Origin of the sequence: Kitasatospora setae KM-6054 (assembly GCF_000269985.1) — a bacterium.
Taxonomy (GTDB): domain Bacteria; phylum Actinomycetota; class Actinomycetes; order Streptomycetales; family Streptomycetaceae; genus Kitasatospora; species Kitasatospora setae.
Map to the genome: position 1 here is coordinate 6548839 of NC_016109.1, position 13642 is coordinate 6562480.

The following is a 13642-nucleotide window of genomic DNA, read 5'->3' on the forward strand; positions in this document are numbered from 1 at the left end:
CGCGCAGGCACAGCCACACGCACACGCACACGCACGACAGATCAGATCGCCGATCCGGGAGTTTCCATGTCGCACAACGGTAAGCAGCTCTCACGCCGCTCGGTCCTCGCCGCCACCGGCGCGGTGGCCGGCGCCTCCGCGCTCGGCGCCGCCGGGGCGGCCCCCGCCTCGGCCGCCCCGGCGGGGCCGGGCGGCGGGCCGGGCGGGGGCCCGGGCGGCCCGAAGCCGGGGCCGCAGGGCGTGGCCCCCTTCGCCGTCCCCGCGGTCCTCCCCGGGGACGCGCGCTACCCGGACCTCACGGTCGGCCTGAACCAGCGCTGGACCGCGTCGCCGAACCGGGTGCACCTGGTGTCCACCACCCAGCAGGTCGTCGCGGTCGTCGCGGAGGCCGCGGCGGCGGGCCGGCGGGTGTCGGTCCGCAGCGGCGGGCACTGCTACGAGGACTTCGCCTACAACGCGGCGGTCGAGGTGGTCGTCGACCTGTCCGAGATGAACCGGGTGTACTTCGACGCGGAGCGGAACGCGTTCGCGGTCGAGCCGGGAGCCGCGCTCGGCAAGGTCTACGACCGGCTGTACCGCGGCTGGGGCGTGACCGTCCCCGGCGGCATGTGCTACTCGGTGGGCGCCGGCGGGCACGTGGCCGGCGGCGGCTGGGGGCTGCTGGCCCGCCGCGACGGCCTGATCGTGGACCACCTGTACGCGGTCGAGGTGGTGACGGTCGACGCCGCGGGGACCGCGAAGGCGGTGGTCGCCACCCGCGACGACACCGGCCCGCTGCGGGAGCTGTGGTGGGCGCACACGGGCGGCGGCGGCGGAAGCTTCGGGATCGTCACCCGCTACTGGTTCCGCTCCCGGACGGCCACCGGGACCAACCCGTCGGCCCTCCTGCCGAAGCCGCCGGCGGAGGTCCTGGTCAGCCTGCTGTCCTGGTCGTGGGCGAAGCTGACGCAGGCCGACTTCACCACGCTGGTGCGCAACTTCGGCGCCTGGCACGAGGCCCACGGCGCCCCGGGGGACCACGGGGGGCTGTTCTCCTTCCTCACCCTGAACCACATATCGAACGGCGAGGTCGCGCTGCTCACCCAACTGGCGGTGGACACCCCGAACCCGGAGGCCGTGCTCCAGGACTTCCTGGACCAGATCACCCAGGGCGTCTCCACCCCGCCCGAGACGCCGGCGCAGAACGGGAGCGCGGACGGCCCGCTCGGCAACTTCCTGGTGCCCCGGCGCTGGAGCTGGCTGAAGGCCACGCACTACCTCGGCACCAGCAACCAGGTGATGACCAACTCCGTGCTGCGCGGCGACGAGAAGTCCGCCTTCCACCACCGCGGCTACACCGACGCGCAGATCGCCGCCCTCTGGCAGCACCTGCGCTCCGACACCCTGGACAACCCGATGGCGCAGGTCGTCATGAGCTCCTACGGCGGCCAGGTCAACGCGCTGGGCTCCACGGCCACGGCGCACGCGCACCGCGACTCGGTGTTCAAGGTGCTGTACCAGACCAACTGGACCGAGGCGGCGCACGACCAGGTCAACCTGGCCTGGCTGCGCGGCGTCTACCAGGCCGTGTACGCGGGGACGGGCGGCGTGCCGGTGTCCAACACCCAGACCTCCGGGTGCTTCGTGAACTACTGCGACATCGACCTCAACAGCCCGCAGTACAACAGCTCCCCGGTGCCCTGGCACGACCTCTACTGGCGCGGCAACTACCCGCACCTCCAGCAGGTCAAGGCCCAGTGGGACCCGACGAACTTCTTCCGGCACGGCCAGTCGGTCCGCCTCCCCTGACCCGGCCTCCCCGGCGGGGCCTGCTCGGCGGGGCCCTTCCGCCGAGCAGGCCCCGCCGCGGACGCCCCGGGTTCGGCGGAACCCGGGGCGTCCGCCCGTCGGGCTCAGCCCGGCTCCGGCACCGCCGCCGCGCGCAGCACGACGTCCAGCAGTCCGGGGAAGCGCTGTTCGAGGTCGTCGCGGCGCAGGGTCAGGGTGTACTCCCGCCCGACCGCCTCCTGCCGGATCAGCCCCCCCTCGCGCAGCACCCGCCAGTGGTGGGTGAGCGTCGAGCGGGGGACGCCGTCGAGCAGGCTCCCGCACGGCACGGGGCCGGACGCGGCGAGGACGCGCACCACCTGGAGCCGCATCGGGTTGCTCAACGCGGCGAACACGTCTTCCAGTCGGATCTGGTCGGTCTTCGGGTGACGGAGTCCCATGACGCCATCCTATGAACATGCGCGGACCGTGCCGACGCGGCGACGCTGGGTCACGGTCCGCCTTGCGGCCCCCTTGCTTTGATGGTACGAGTATATACGTAACGTTGGTCGGCGACGCGGACGGTGATCGACCCGTCGGCGCGCCCGACCCCGGCGGGGAGCGGCCGCGCTTCGCCGTCGCCGCCGCCCCCGCGCGGTCCGGACCCGGTGCCGTGGGGCCCGGTCCCGTGGGGCCCGGCCCGGGCGACCCGCTCGGCACGAAGGTGAGGAGACAGAGTGAACCAACGCCTGCCCCAGTCCGCGGACGAGCCGGTCACCTCCGAGGTGGTGATCGTGGGCGGCGGCCCGGTGGGGATGCTGCTCGCCCACGAGTTGGCGCTCCAGGGCGTCCGGCCCCTGGTGCTGGAGAAGCTCCCGGTGCCCTCCGGGGTGTCGAAGGCCGGGACGCTGCACGCCCGCACCGTGGAGACCCTGCACCGGCGCGGGCTGCGCGAGGCCGTGCAGCCGCGCCCGGTGCGCGGCCGGCAGACCAGCGCCCCCTTCCACTTCGCCGGGATGTTCGACATCGACCTCGCCGAGGTGAGCCAGGAGGGCCCCGTCATCGTCGGCAGCCCCCAGGCGTACGCCGAGCACGTCTTCGCCGAGCGGGCCGAGGCGCTGGGGGCGAGGATCCTGCGCGGCCAGGAGTGCACGGGCCTCCAGGACGAGGGGGACCGCGTCCGGGTGGAGCTCCAGGGCGCGGACGGGACCCGGCGGCAGGTCACCGCGCGCTGGGTGGTCGGCTGCGACGGGGTGCGCAGCGCCGTCCGCGGCGCCGCGGGGATCCCCTTCACCGGCACGCCCGCCACCGTGTCCGCGCTGATGGGGGAGGTGCGCCTGCTGGACCCGTGGAGCGCGCCGGCGGGCTGGCAGCGCACGCCGCGGGGCTGGACCCTGGTGTGGCTGAACCCGGTCGGGCACAGCCGGGTGTGCACCTACGACTTCCGCGGCCCCGCCGCGGACCGCCACGCGCCGGTGACCTTCGAGGAGTTGCGGGCGGAGACCGAGCGGATCGCCGGCCGCCCCGTGCCGATGGCGGACGCCCGCGACCTCACCAGGTTCAGCGACGCGGCGCTCCAGGCCGAGAGCTACCGCCGGGGCCGCGTCCTGCTGGCCGGGGACGCCGCCCACGCCCACTTCCCGATGGGCGGCCAGGGGTTGAACACCGGCCTCCAGGACGCCGTCAACCTGGGCTGGAAGCTCGCGGCCGAGGTCAAGGGCTGGGCGCCGCCCGGCCTGCTGGACAGCTACGACACCGAACGGCGCCCGGTGGCCGCGCGCGTCCTGTACAACGTGCGGGCCCAGGTGGCGCTCATGCACCCGGGGGTGCTCACGGACTCGCTGCGGGAGCTGTTCCGCGAGACGATGCACCTGCCGCAGGTGAACCGCTTCCTCACCGGGATGATCAGCGGCGCCGACATCGGCTACGACGTGGGCCTCCCCGACGACGCCCTCGCCGGGACCTTCGCCCCGGACCTGCGGCTGAAGACCGCCCGGGGCTCCACCAGCCTCGCCGCCCTGCTGGCCGACGGACGGCCGCTGCTGATCCACACGGCCCAGGCGGCCGGGCCGGCCGAACTGCTCGCGCCGTGGTCCGACCGGCTGTCCGTCGTCGAGGTGGTGCCGGAGTCCGCCGCCGCTATGCAGGCCCAGGCGCTGCTGATCCGGCCGGACGGCTACGTCCTGTGGAGCGCGCCGGGACGGCGGGCGCGGACGTCGGGACTGGTCGAGGTGGCCGCGGAGTGGTTCGGCGAGCCGGCGTAGCGGACCCGCCCGGGCCGGCGGCCGGCCCGCTCTCCCCGAGCGCGGTCGGCCGCCGGCCCGGTCGGGCGCGGTCAGGCGGGCGCCCCGGGCCGGCGCGGTCAGGCGGGCGCCCCGGGCGCGGGTCCCAGGCTCCGGATCGCGGCGTCGACCGCGGTGGTCAGCGGCCCGAGGTCGTGGCCGGCGCGCTCGCGCACCCGCAGCCCGAGCACCACGGTGAAGAGCAGTTCCGCGGTGGCGTCGAGGTCGAGGCCGGCGGGGAGTTCGCCGTGCTCGCGGCCCTCGGCCAGCAGCGAGCGCAGCGCCCGCCGGGTGGTCTCGAACGCGGCGTCGGTCCGCCGGCGGACCTGCTCGTCGGTGGTGCCGAGTTCGGTGGCCGTGTTGACCACGAAGCAGCCCAGGCCGCCCCGGCCGCCCGGCGGGCAGGTGACCAGCCACAGCATCCACTCCCGCAGCACCTCCCGGACCGGGCGGTCGCCCGCGTGCAGGCGCTCCCCGGCCTCGGCGGACTCGGTGGCCCGGTAGTGGTCCAGCGCGCGCAGGAACAGCGTGTGCTTGTCGGTGAAGGTCCGGTACAGGCTGCTGGGCGTGAGCCGCAGCTCCTCACCCAGGTCGCGCACCGAAGTGGCGTGGTAACCGCGTCTCCAGAACAGCTCGGTCGCCGAGGTGACCGCGTTCTGCTCGTCGAACTGTCGTGGGCGTGCCATGTCCTCACCTTACCCAGCTTGTGAAGCGATCGCTCCCATACTAGGGTTCAGCTATTGGGAGCGATCGCTCCCAATCGAACGAAGGGGGCGGTACGGTGACGACCGCAGAACAGAGCTCATCCCGGGTGAAGGGCTCGGAGACCCCGCAGGCGAACCACTGGCTGGCGGTCAGCGCGGTGGCCCTGGGGACATTCCTGCTGGTGAGCGCCGAGCAGCTGCCGATCGGCCTGCTGACCTCCGTGGGGTCCGCGCTCTCGGTCTCGGAGGGAACGGCCGGCCTGATGGTCACGGTGCCCAGCCTGGTCGCCGCGTTCGCGGCGCCGCTGGTCCCGATGCTCGTCCGGGGCCTGGACCGGCGGATCCTGCTGATCGGTCTGATGGCGCTGATGACCGTCTCCAACGTGGCCTCGGCCCTGGCGCCCAACTTCGGCGTCCTGGTGGCCTCCCGGGTCGTCGTCGGCGTGGCGATCGGCGGCTTCTGGGCCGTCGCCAGCGGCCTGGCCGTCCGGCTCGTGGCGCCCGAGAGCGTCCCGAAGGCCACCGCGATCATCTTCGGCGGCGTCGGCGCCGCGAACGTGTTCGGCGTCCCGCTCGGCACCCTGGTCGGCGACTTCGCCGGCTGGCGGGTCGCCTTCGCGTCGGTCAGCGCCCTGGCGCTGATCGCGCTGGTCGCGCTGCTGGTCGTGCTGCCCCCGCTGGTCGCCTCGCAGCCCATCCGGCCGCGCCTGCTGGCCGAGCAGTTCCGCAACCCCGGAGTGCGGATCGGCATCATCGCGACGGTCTTCATCGTGTTCGGGCACTTCTCGGCCTACACCTTCGTCAGCCCGGCCCTGCAGAAGCTGTCCGGCATCGACGAGAGCTACGTCGGCCCGCTGCTGTTCGGCTTCGGCCTGGCCGGCATGATCGGCAACTTCGTCGCCGGCTCGGCGCTCTCCCGGCGGGTGCACCGCAGCGTGCTGGCCATCGCGCTGGCCCTCGCGGTCGCGATGCCGCTCTTCGCGCTGCTGGGCCGGACCACGATCACCGGCATCATCCTGCTCATCGTCTGGGGCCTGGCCTACGGCGGCGTGTCGGTGGGCCTGCAGACCTGGATGATCAAGGCCGCGCCGCAGGCCGTGGAAGCCGCCTCCTCCCTCTGGGTGGCGGTGTTCAACCTGTCGATCGGCCTCGGCGCCCTGGTCGGCGGCCTGATCGTCGACGCGCTCAGCGTGCAGGGCGTCCTGTGGCTCGGCGGCGCCTGCGCCCTGGTGGCCGCCCTGGCGATCTGGAGCGCCCGCTCCAACGAGAGCCTGCGCTGACCGACCGCCTCGCGCCCCGCGCCCCCGCCCCTGCCCCGCCGGGGCGGGGGCCTCGGCCTACGCTGTGCCGTCATGGACTGGTTGGAGCGGGTGGCCGAGCTGAGACGGTGGACGAGCAGCGGCGTCCGGGCACCGCACAAGCCGCTGCTGCTGCTGTACGCGCTGGGCGGCTACCAGCGGGACGCCGACGGCGAGTTGCGCTACAGCGCCGTCGAGGGGGAGCTGAAGCGGCTGCTGGAGGAGTACGGGCCGTCGCATCCGACCACCCCCGCCTACCCCTTCCACCACCTGGTCAGCGACGGCGTCTGGGAGGTCAGCACCGACCAGGGGCCCGGGAGCCCGGGCAGCCGCGTCGGGCTCCTGCGCTCCAGCGGCGCGACCGGCCGGCTCGCGCCCGACCTGCGGGCCGCGCTGCGCAAGGACCCGGCGCTGCTCGGGCGCCTGGTACGGGTGCTGCTCGACCGCTACTTCCCGCCGTCGCTGCACACCGACCTGTGCGAGGCCGTCGGGCTCGACCTGGACCTGGCCGACACCGCGAGCCTGCCGGGCGGCGGGCGGGAGCGGGCGGCGCGGCGGCAGCGGGACCGGCGGATGCGCGAACTCGTCCTGACCGCCTACGAGTTCCAGTGCGCGTTCTGCGGCTACGACGGGATGCTCGGCAGCAGCACGGTCGGCCTGGAGGCGGCCCACGTGCGGTGGTGGTCCTACGACGGGCCGGACGCGGTCGACAACGGCCTGTGCCTGTGCTCCCTGCACCACAAGCTCTTCGACAAGGGCGTGCTGGGCCTGGGGGAGGGGCACCGCGTCCTGGTCTCCCGGCGCTTCGTCGGCCGCGGCGAGGCCAGCCGGCAGCAGGTGCTGGCCCTGGCCGGCCGCCCCGTCATCGGCCCGCAGCCGGGCACCCTCCCGGTCGCCGACCGGCACCGGAAGTGGCACACCGACCAGGTCTTCCACGGCGAGCCCCGCCCGTCCCCGGCCCCGTCTTCGGCGGTCGGCGGCTGACGGCCGGCGGCTGACGGAGACCGCCCGCCCGGGCAGGACCCCGGGAGGCCGGAAGGCATCGCGCCCCGCCGCCGACCGGTCCGGCGCGGTCCGGCGCGGGCCGCCGAAGTGTGACGGCAACTCGCCTGCGGTGAAAGCGAGTTGCCCCTGAAGAGCGGCGTCCGGATCCGGCCTCCCGAGTCCTCTATGCTGGTCAGGGCATTCATCGACGGGCATGGAGGAGAACAGTGGCGGGCGGCACGAAGCAGGGTGACTGGGTGGTGGCGGCGGCCGATCAGGTCCTCGCCGAGAACGAGCACCGCGCACCCGGCGCGCCGCTGGTCTGCGCCTCCGGCATCAGCCCGTCGGGCCCGGTGCACCTGGGGAACCTGCGCGAGGTGATGGTGCCGCACTTCGTCGCGGACGAGCTGCGCCGCCGCGGCCTGGACTGCCGGCACATCCTCTCCTGGGACGACTTCGACCGGCTGCGGAAGGTGCCGGCCGGGGCGCCGGAGTCCTTCGCCCAGTACATCGGGCGCCCGCTCACCTCGGTACCGGACCCGTGCGGCGAGCACGAGAACTGGGCCGAGCACTACAAGGTCCCGTTCCGCGCCGCGCTGGCCGAACTCGGCGTCGAGGTCACCGAGATCAGCCAGACCGAGATGTACCGCTCCGGCGCCTACACCGAACAGATCCTGCACGCGATGCGCAACCGCGACCGGATCGACGCGATCCTCGGCCGCTACCGCACGGCCAAGGCCGCCGCCCCGGAGGGCGAGGAGCCGGAGGACTCGGTGGCCGACGACACCGACGAGCCGACGGCCGCCGGGTACTACCCGTACAAGCCGTACTGCGCCGCCTGCGGCCGGGACCTCACCACCGTCACCGCCTACTCGGACGAGACCGCCGAACTCTCCTACACCTGCCAGTGCGGGCACCGGGACACCGACGTGATCGGCCGCACCGGCAGCGGCAAGCTGGTCTGGAAGGTCGACTGGCCGATGCGCTGGGCCTACGAGGGCGTCACCTTCGAGGCCGGCGGCGTCGACCACTCCTCGCCCGGCTCCAGCTTCACGGTCGGCTCCCAGCTGGTCCGCGAGGTCTTCGACGCCCGCCCGCCCGCCTACCTCGGCTACTCCTTCGTGGGCGTCCGCGGCATGGCCAAGATGAGCGGCTCGGCCGGCGGCGCCCCCACCCCCGGAGACGCGCTGCGGATCCTGGAAGCCCCGCTGGTCCGCTGGCTGTACGTGCGCCGGCGGCCCAACCAGTCGTTCACCATCGCGTTCGACCAGGAAGTCGCCCGGATCTACGACGAGTGGGACGCCGCCGGCCGCCGCCTCGCCGACGGCGGCGGCGACCCGCTCGAACAGGCGAGCCGCGCCCGCGCGCTCGGCACCGCCACCGCCACCCTGCCCATCACCCCGCTCCCCGTCCCGTTCCGGGTGCTGGCCTCGGTGGTCGACATCACCACCGGCGACGAACAGCAGATCCTGCGCATCCTGGGCGACATGACCCCCGACGAACACCTCACCGACCTCGACCGGGTCCGCCCCCGGCTCGACCGCGCCGAGGCATGGGTCACCGAACACCTCCCGGCAGCAGACCGCACCCACGTCCGCACCACCCCGGACCGCGCCCTGATCGCCGAGCTGACCGACAGCGAGCGCGACGCCCTCGACCTGCTGCTGAAGGGCCTGGACGACCACTGGTCGCTCGACGGCCTGACCACCCTCCTCTACGGCGTGCCCAAGCTCCAGGCCGGCCTCCCCCTCGACACCCCCGCCACCCCCGAACTCAAGGCCGCCCAACGCGCCCTGTTCGCCCGCCTCTACCAGCTCCTGGTCGGCACCGACACCGGCCCCCGCCTGCCCACCCTGCTCCTCGCCCTCGGCGCGGAACGCATCCGCACCCTCCTCACCGCCTGACCCGACCCGCACCCCGCCACGCCCGGAAGGCCCGCGCCCCCACCCCCGGCCGCGGACCTTCCGGGCCTACCGGGCCTACCGGGCGTCGACGGCGGACCGCCGGACCCGGCCGGTGGCGGCACGCCACAGTCGGCGGTGCCAGCGCCCCCAGGCACGCTTCGACGGCGACTCCCACCGCCGTTCCACGACCGGCCGGCGCAGGCCCGACCGGACTCCGGACAGCAGGTGGTCGAACTCACCGCCCGCCAACGCGTCGCGCAGCCGGGCGAGTTCAGCCGGGCGCAGGAACAGGACGGACCGCTGTTCCTCGATGTGCCCGAGAGCCACCCACCCGTCGTCCGCCTCCGCCAGCACGACACCGCGAACCTCGTCCCGATCGTCCACTCCGCTCGCCTCCCAGTGCAGCCCGAACACGCCATTGGGGTAGTACTCGACCACGCTCATCGCCACTCCTTTGACGTCTCACGGTAGGACCGGAAGAGGGTAGGGGCTAGGCGGTTTCCTGTTCCGTCACGTACTCGTCCCGAATGCGTTCGACGAACTCTCTCATCGCATCACCGAGCAGAGCGACCCGTTCGAATGACTCATACTTTCGGACGTACTGTTCCACGTCCCGGGGATCTCTGGCTGTCACCTCGGCATGAGGGATTTCGACGACTGCCATCCTGGCGTCGAAAAGAACGAATGAACAAGTCGGTGGTTCGGGCATAAGGGCAATCAAAGGCACCACGCCGACAGAGATGTTCGCCATTCTCGACACTTTCACCAGCTTGTCGAGCTGCGCAGCCATCATCGCAGGCCGAACCAGCCTCCATCTGAGGACGGATTCCGTGACAAGAAAAGAGAAGCGGCGGCGGGACTCGTGCAGAACTTCCTGTCGACACACTCGCGCACCGACCATTTTTTCCAGGGATTCATCGGACAGGCCCGAGGTCTGCAGAATCGAACGGATATACTCCGGAGACTGGAGGAGTCCAGGGATGCATGAGGCTTGGAAGACTCGAAGAGACTTTGCCTGGGACTCTATGGCCCGGATCTCCTCCTGGTGCTTGTGCAGTCCCGATCGGCGGTAAATGCGCCACGCGGTCGCCTCCGTGGCCACGGTGCGAGCAGCCGCTGCGAGCTGTGCCGAGACTTCCGGCGGTACGTCGAGGGCGGCCAGAATCCGTTCCACGTCTGCGACGCTCGGAGCCATCTTGCCGTTGAGAATCTTGCTCAGTTTACTCGGGGACATGAGAGCGCTGCGGGCCACTGCTTTGGCCTCTTTCCCGCTGGCCTCTCGCAGTTCCCGCAGCGCTCTTCCCAGATCTACACCGTTCACTGACTGCCGTACCGCTCCCACCATGCTGCGAATGGCTCAGCGTGAGAGAGGGCGACGTCTCGATATTCCAGATAATCGGCGACGATCGGCCGTGAGTCCGCCCCGATGAAAGATCCACCCGGACCGTACTCCATGGTTACTGTCGTGGTCTCATCGAAGAGCCAGAAGTCGGGAACGCCTTCCAGTGGATTCGGCTGTTCGGTGGTGTCGAGGATGAAGAACTCTTCGCCGGAACGGGCATTCTTGGTGTATCCCCACCCGAGTTCGAACCTGAGATACGGCGTCAGTGGGCGCGAGAGAATGTGAACCCGGTACATGCGTTTGCCCGAGTCGACATTGCTTCGGACCTCGTCGGCCCATTCCTGATTGTAATCCTCCGGCTGGGGCTCGCCAGCCAGGAATGCCCGGATGCTCTCGGCATGCGACGACCCCGTGTAGTCGTCCAGTGTCTCCAGTCGAAAGGCTTCCCGCTGGAAGCCGGTGAACAGCCTTTCGAAATCCTCACCCGAGATGCGCATTGGCAAGCCTCCGAATCAGCGATGCAGGGATGCGTACGGCGGCCTCTCCGGGCGGAACCTGGATTGCCTCCAACGCTTCCGGACTATCAACGACGTACCCCTGCACGATCAGATCCCCCGTGCCGTCCACACCGTAGACCGTGGGGCATGTGCCCTTCTCGCACTCACCCGCGAGCCTTGTCAGCTTCACCGTTGTTCCCCTCCCCGCCCGGCCGTGTCGCGTTCGATGCTCCCGAAGCCGCGACGGGAGGGTCAAGGGGTCACAGTTGCGCGAACGGGAAATCGCTCCGAGCGCCGCGAGGGTGGGGCCTGGCTCAGGCCGGCCGCCATGTCCTCCTTCCCCATGCCCTGACGATGCCCTCACGTCGGCAGCCGGGGCTTCGTTCTGGTGGCCTTGGTGGTCGGTGCGGCGATCCGCTGGTGCGTCGGGTCCGGTGGGTGGTGCTGTTCTCCGTCGCCCTTGACTGTCCGGTTCTGGCGCGCCGGCCTGCGGGTGCGCTACGAGCGAGCCTGGCCTCAGACGTTGACGCCGAAGTCCTGGGCGATGCCGACCAGGCCGGAGGCGTAGCCCTGGCCGATGGCGCGGAACTTCCATTCGGCGCCGTTGCGGTAGAGCTCGCCGAAGACCATGGCGGTCTCGGTGGCGGCGTCCTCGGAGAGGTCGTAGCGGGCGATCTCGGTGCCGCCGGCCTGGTTGACCACGCGGATGTAGGCGTTGCGGACCTGGCCGAAGCTCTGCTGCCGGTTCGCCGCGTCGTAGATCGCGACGGGGAAGACGATCCGGGTGATCTCGGCGGGGACGGCGGCCAGGTTCACCTTGACCTGCTCGTCGTCGCCGTCGCCTTCGCCGGTGAGGTTGTCGCCGGTGTGCTCGACCGAACCGTCGGCGCTCTTCAGGTTGTTGAAGAAGACGAAGTCCCCGTCGGAGCGGACCTTGCCCTGTTCGGTGCAGAGCAGCGCGCTGGCGTCGAGGTCGAAGTCGGTGCCGGTGGTGGTGCGGACGTCCCAGCCGAGGCCGACGACCACGGCGGTCAGGCCGGGTGCCTCCTTGGTGAGCGAGACGTTGCCACCCTTGCTGAGCGAGACTCCCACGATTGCCCTTCCCGTTCTTCCTGCCCGCGCAAGCGACTTGGGCAGTGCTTTACCTGCGCTTGAATCTACAGCACTGTAGAGAGTTGGAGAAGGGCACCCCGGGAACCGGTGCCCGGCGGCGGGCTACAGGCCGCCGCAGGTGTGCCGGGCACCGCCGCCGGGGCCGCCCAGCGCGTCGGCCAGGCCCCAGCCGGCGGCCAGCAGGACCAGCCCGGCCAGTACGGCGAGCAGCGCCGCCGCGACCAGGGCCGCCCGGCCGGGGCGGGCGGCCGGGCGGAGCAGCGGGACGGCGCCCGCTCCCGCCGCGGCGGCCAGCAGCGGTCCGGCGACCAGTGCGGCCCAGGCCGCGGCCGGCACCGGGGCGGCGTCCAGGCAGTGGCCCAGCCGCCGGGGCACCGCGTCGAGGTAGGCGTCGTGGCCGTACTTGGCGCCGGCCCAGCCGAGCAGCACCAGCACCGCCGCCACCGCGAGCCGGCGGCCCGCCCGCGTGCCGTCCGCCGTCGTGTCAGTCGTGTCGGTCGTCATGTCAGTCGTCCTCAGTACCAGTCGGGTTCGACCCGGACGTAGCGGATCTTCTGTCGTCCCTCGGACTGCGCCTCGTGGTCGGAGCGGCCGTCCATGCTGACGTTCTTCCGCGAGTCGTTGTGCTGGCTGTACCGGATGTCGCCGTCCGGGGTGACGGCGGTGACGATCGCGGTGTGGTGGATGTTGCCGGGGGTGAGGTCCGGGTTCTGGTCGTTGTCGTCCTCCAGGAAGACCAGGTCGCCCGGTTTGACCTGGTCGGGCGGGACCTCGCGGCCGCCGTTGCCCACCATGAAGTCGTGCAGGTTCTGCGCGCCGCCCCAGGCGTGGCTGTGCTGTTGGCCGATGATGCCGAGGCCGAGCCAGCCCGGGTCGTCGCCGCGGTTCCAGGCGTCGCCCTCGACGGTCCAGTCGCCCTTCATGCGGACGCCGGACTGGAACAGCGCCTCCGAGGCGAAGTTGGTGCAGTTGTTCTCGTCGTCGAAGTCGCCGGAGTCGTCGTTCCAGTGGGCCAGTACCCACTCGACCATCCGCACGCGGTCCCACTTGCGCCCGGGACCGCCGCGCAGGTCCTCCTTGACCGCGTCCGGGATGCCGGGGAGGTTGGCGAGCTTCACCGGCTCCGCCAGCTCCAGCTGCTTCTGCTGTTCGGGGGTGAGCGCGGCCCACCAGCGGGACACCAGGGCGGGGTCGCTGCCGTCCGGGATGTCGGCGGCGAGCATGTCGAGCTGGGTCTGCGAGGCTTCGCCCTGGAGCTGGTCGAGGGCCTTCTCGGGGTTGGTCTCGCAGGTGGCGCCGCCCAGCTTCCGCAGCTCGGCGGCCGCCCGGTCGTCGGCTTGGCGGGCCTCCCGGAGGGCCTCCTTGACGAGGTCCGCCACCTCGTTCATGTGGGTGAGGCTCTCGCCGGTGACCTCGCCGGTGGTGGTGACGGTCCCGTTCCCGTCGACCTCCAGCCGGTACGCCGAGGCGAGGTCCAGGGCCTGCTGCAGTACCCGCTGGGCGTACTCCAGCGAGGACGCCAGCCCGTCGACGACCATCGCCACGCCGCGCGTGATGTCGGCGCCGGACTCCAGGATGTCGGCCTGCTCGGCCAGCTTCTTGCCGGCGCTCTGGCCGACCCGGTCCTGCCAGTCCTCCTTGAGCGGGCCGATCCCGTTGCCGTGCAGGTCGTTGACGGCGTGCCAGGACTCCTTCGACAGTTCGACCCAGCCGTCGGCGGCGCGGCGCAGGGCGGCCGGGTCGGCCTGCCGGAGGTCGGTGAAGCCGACCAT

The 13642-nt window shown here is 72.1% G+C and carries 13 protein-coding genes; 5 read left to right on the plus strand and 8 right to left on the minus strand.

All coding sequences use genetic code 11. The annotated features are described in order from the left end of the window. Positions 1-66 precede the first annotated feature (66 nt). Entirely contained in the window at positions 67-1788 is a 1722-nt protein-coding gene (locus KSE_RS28885) for an FAD-binding oxidoreductase (RefSeq protein ID WP_014138905.1), read from the plus strand. A 104-nt stretch (positions 1789-1892) separates the two neighbouring features. Here KSE_RS28885 and KSE_RS28890 read toward each other — a convergent pair whose 3' ends face one another. Beyond that, on the minus strand, positions 1893-2207 hold the full coding sequence (locus tag KSE_RS28890; protein ID WP_014138906.1) for an ArsR/SmtB family transcription factor: 315 nt from the start codon (positions 2205-2207) through the stop codon (positions 1893-1895). Positions 2208-2483: 276 nt separating this feature from the next. On the opposite strand from KSE_RS28890, the gene KSE_RS28895 reads away from it, so the two are divergent. Further along, a complete protein-coding gene (locus KSE_RS28895) occupies positions 2484-4010 on the plus strand; it encodes an FAD-dependent monooxygenase (RefSeq protein ID WP_014138907.1) in 1527 nt (508 codons plus the stop codon). Between the two features lie 98 nt (positions 4011-4108). On the opposite strand, the gene KSE_RS28900 is transcribed toward KSE_RS28895, so the two are convergent. After that, a complete protein-coding gene (locus KSE_RS28900; protein ID WP_014138908.1) occupies positions 4109-4714 on the minus strand; it encodes a TetR/AcrR family transcriptional regulator in 606 nt (201 codons plus the stop codon). Between the two features lie 95 nt (positions 4715-4809). On the opposite strand from KSE_RS28900, the gene KSE_RS28905 reads away from it, so the two are divergent. From KSE_RS28905 to lysS, 3 genes are all read left to right on the plus strand, one after another. Next, the gene (locus KSE_RS28905) at positions 4810-6012 is read left to right on the plus strand and encodes an MFS transporter (RefSeq protein ID WP_014138909.1); all 1203 of its coding nucleotides are present in this window, start codon (positions 4810-4812) and stop codon (positions 6010-6012) included. Between the two features lie 72 nt (positions 6013-6084). Continuing rightward, a complete protein-coding gene (locus KSE_RS28910; RefSeq protein ID WP_014138910.1) occupies positions 6085-7014 on the plus strand; it encodes a phosphorothioated DNA-binding restriction endonuclease in 930 nt (309 codons plus the stop codon). A gap of 227 nt (positions 7015-7241) precedes the next feature. After that, entirely contained in the window at positions 7242-8918 is a 1677-nt protein-coding gene (gene lysS / locus KSE_RS28915) for a lysine--tRNA ligase (RefSeq protein WP_014138911.1), read from the plus strand. Positions 8919-8993: 75 nt separating this feature from the next. On the opposite strand, the gene KSE_RS28920 is transcribed toward lysS, so the two are convergent. From KSE_RS28920 to KSE_RS28945, 6 genes are all read right to left on the minus strand, one after another. Continuing rightward, entirely contained in the window at positions 8994-9362 is a 369-nt protein-coding gene (locus KSE_RS28920; protein WP_014138912.1) for a hypothetical protein, read from the minus strand. A 46-nt stretch (positions 9363-9408) separates the two neighbouring features. Continuing rightward, positions 9409-10263 carry a helix-turn-helix domain-containing protein gene (locus tag KSE_RS28925; RefSeq protein WP_014138913.1) on the minus strand — a complete coding sequence of 285 codons (855 nt, stop codon included), beginning with the start codon at positions 10261-10263 and terminating at the stop codon, positions 9409-9411. Further along, positions 10236-10757, minus strand: coding sequence for a DUF6879 family protein (locus KSE_RS28930; protein ID WP_014138914.1), 522 nt, complete (start codon positions 10755-10757; stop codon positions 10236-10238). The genes KSE_RS28925 and KSE_RS28930 overlap by 28 nt, the downstream gene beginning before the upstream one ends. Before the next feature lie 516 nt (positions 10758-11273). Then, complete coding sequence (locus tag KSE_RS28935; RefSeq protein WP_014138916.1) at positions 11274-11849, minus strand: TerD family protein; 576 nt, start codon at positions 11847-11849, stop codon at positions 11274-11276. Between the two features lie 123 nt (positions 11850-11972). Further along, the gene (locus tag KSE_RS28940; RefSeq protein WP_014138917.1) at positions 11973-12374 is read right to left on the minus strand and encodes a hypothetical protein; all 402 of its coding nucleotides are present in this window, start codon (positions 12372-12374) and stop codon (positions 11973-11975) included. 11 nt (positions 12375-12385) lie between these two features. Continuing rightward, positions 12386-13642, minus strand: a complete 1257-nt coding sequence (locus tag KSE_RS28945) for an amidase domain-containing protein (RefSeq protein ID WP_014138918.1) — start codon at positions 13640-13642, stop codon at positions 12386-12388.

Bases quoted from the DNA above. Each gene is read 5' to 3' on its own strand.
- KSE_RS28945 (WP_014138918.1), bottom strand. From the start codon at position 13,642: ATGGTCGGCTTCACCGACCTCCGGCAGGCCGACCCGGCCGCCCTGCGC.
- KSE_RS28885 (WP_014138905.1), top strand. From the start codon at position 67: ATGTCGCACAACGGTAAGCAGCTCTCACGCCGCTCGGTCCTCGCCGCC.
- KSE_RS28890 (WP_014138906.1), bottom strand. From the start codon at position 2,207: ATGGGACTCCGTCACCCGAAGACCGACCAGATCCGACTGGAAGACGTG.
- KSE_RS28920 (WP_014138912.1), bottom strand. From the start codon at position 9,362: ATGAGCGTGGTCGAGTACTACCCCAATGGCGTGTTCGGGCTGCACTGG.
- KSE_RS28910 (WP_014138910.1), top strand. From the start codon at position 6,085: ATGGACTGGTTGGAGCGGGTGGCCGAGCTGAGACGGTGGACGAGCAGC.
- KSE_RS28900 (WP_014138908.1), bottom strand. From the start codon at position 4,714: ATGGCACGCCCACGACAGTTCGACGAGCAGAACGCGGTCACCTCGGCG.
- KSE_RS28940 (WP_014138917.1), bottom strand. From the start codon at position 12,374: ATGACGACCGACACGACTGACACGACGGCGGACGGCACGCGGGCGGGC.
- KSE_RS28925 (WP_014138913.1), bottom strand. From the start codon at position 10,263: ATGGTGGGAGCGGTACGGCAGTCAGTGAACGGTGTAGATCTGGGAAGA.
- KSE_RS28930 (WP_014138914.1), bottom strand. From the start codon at position 10,757: ATGCGCATCTCGGGTGAGGATTTCGAAAGGCTGTTCACCGGCTTCCAG.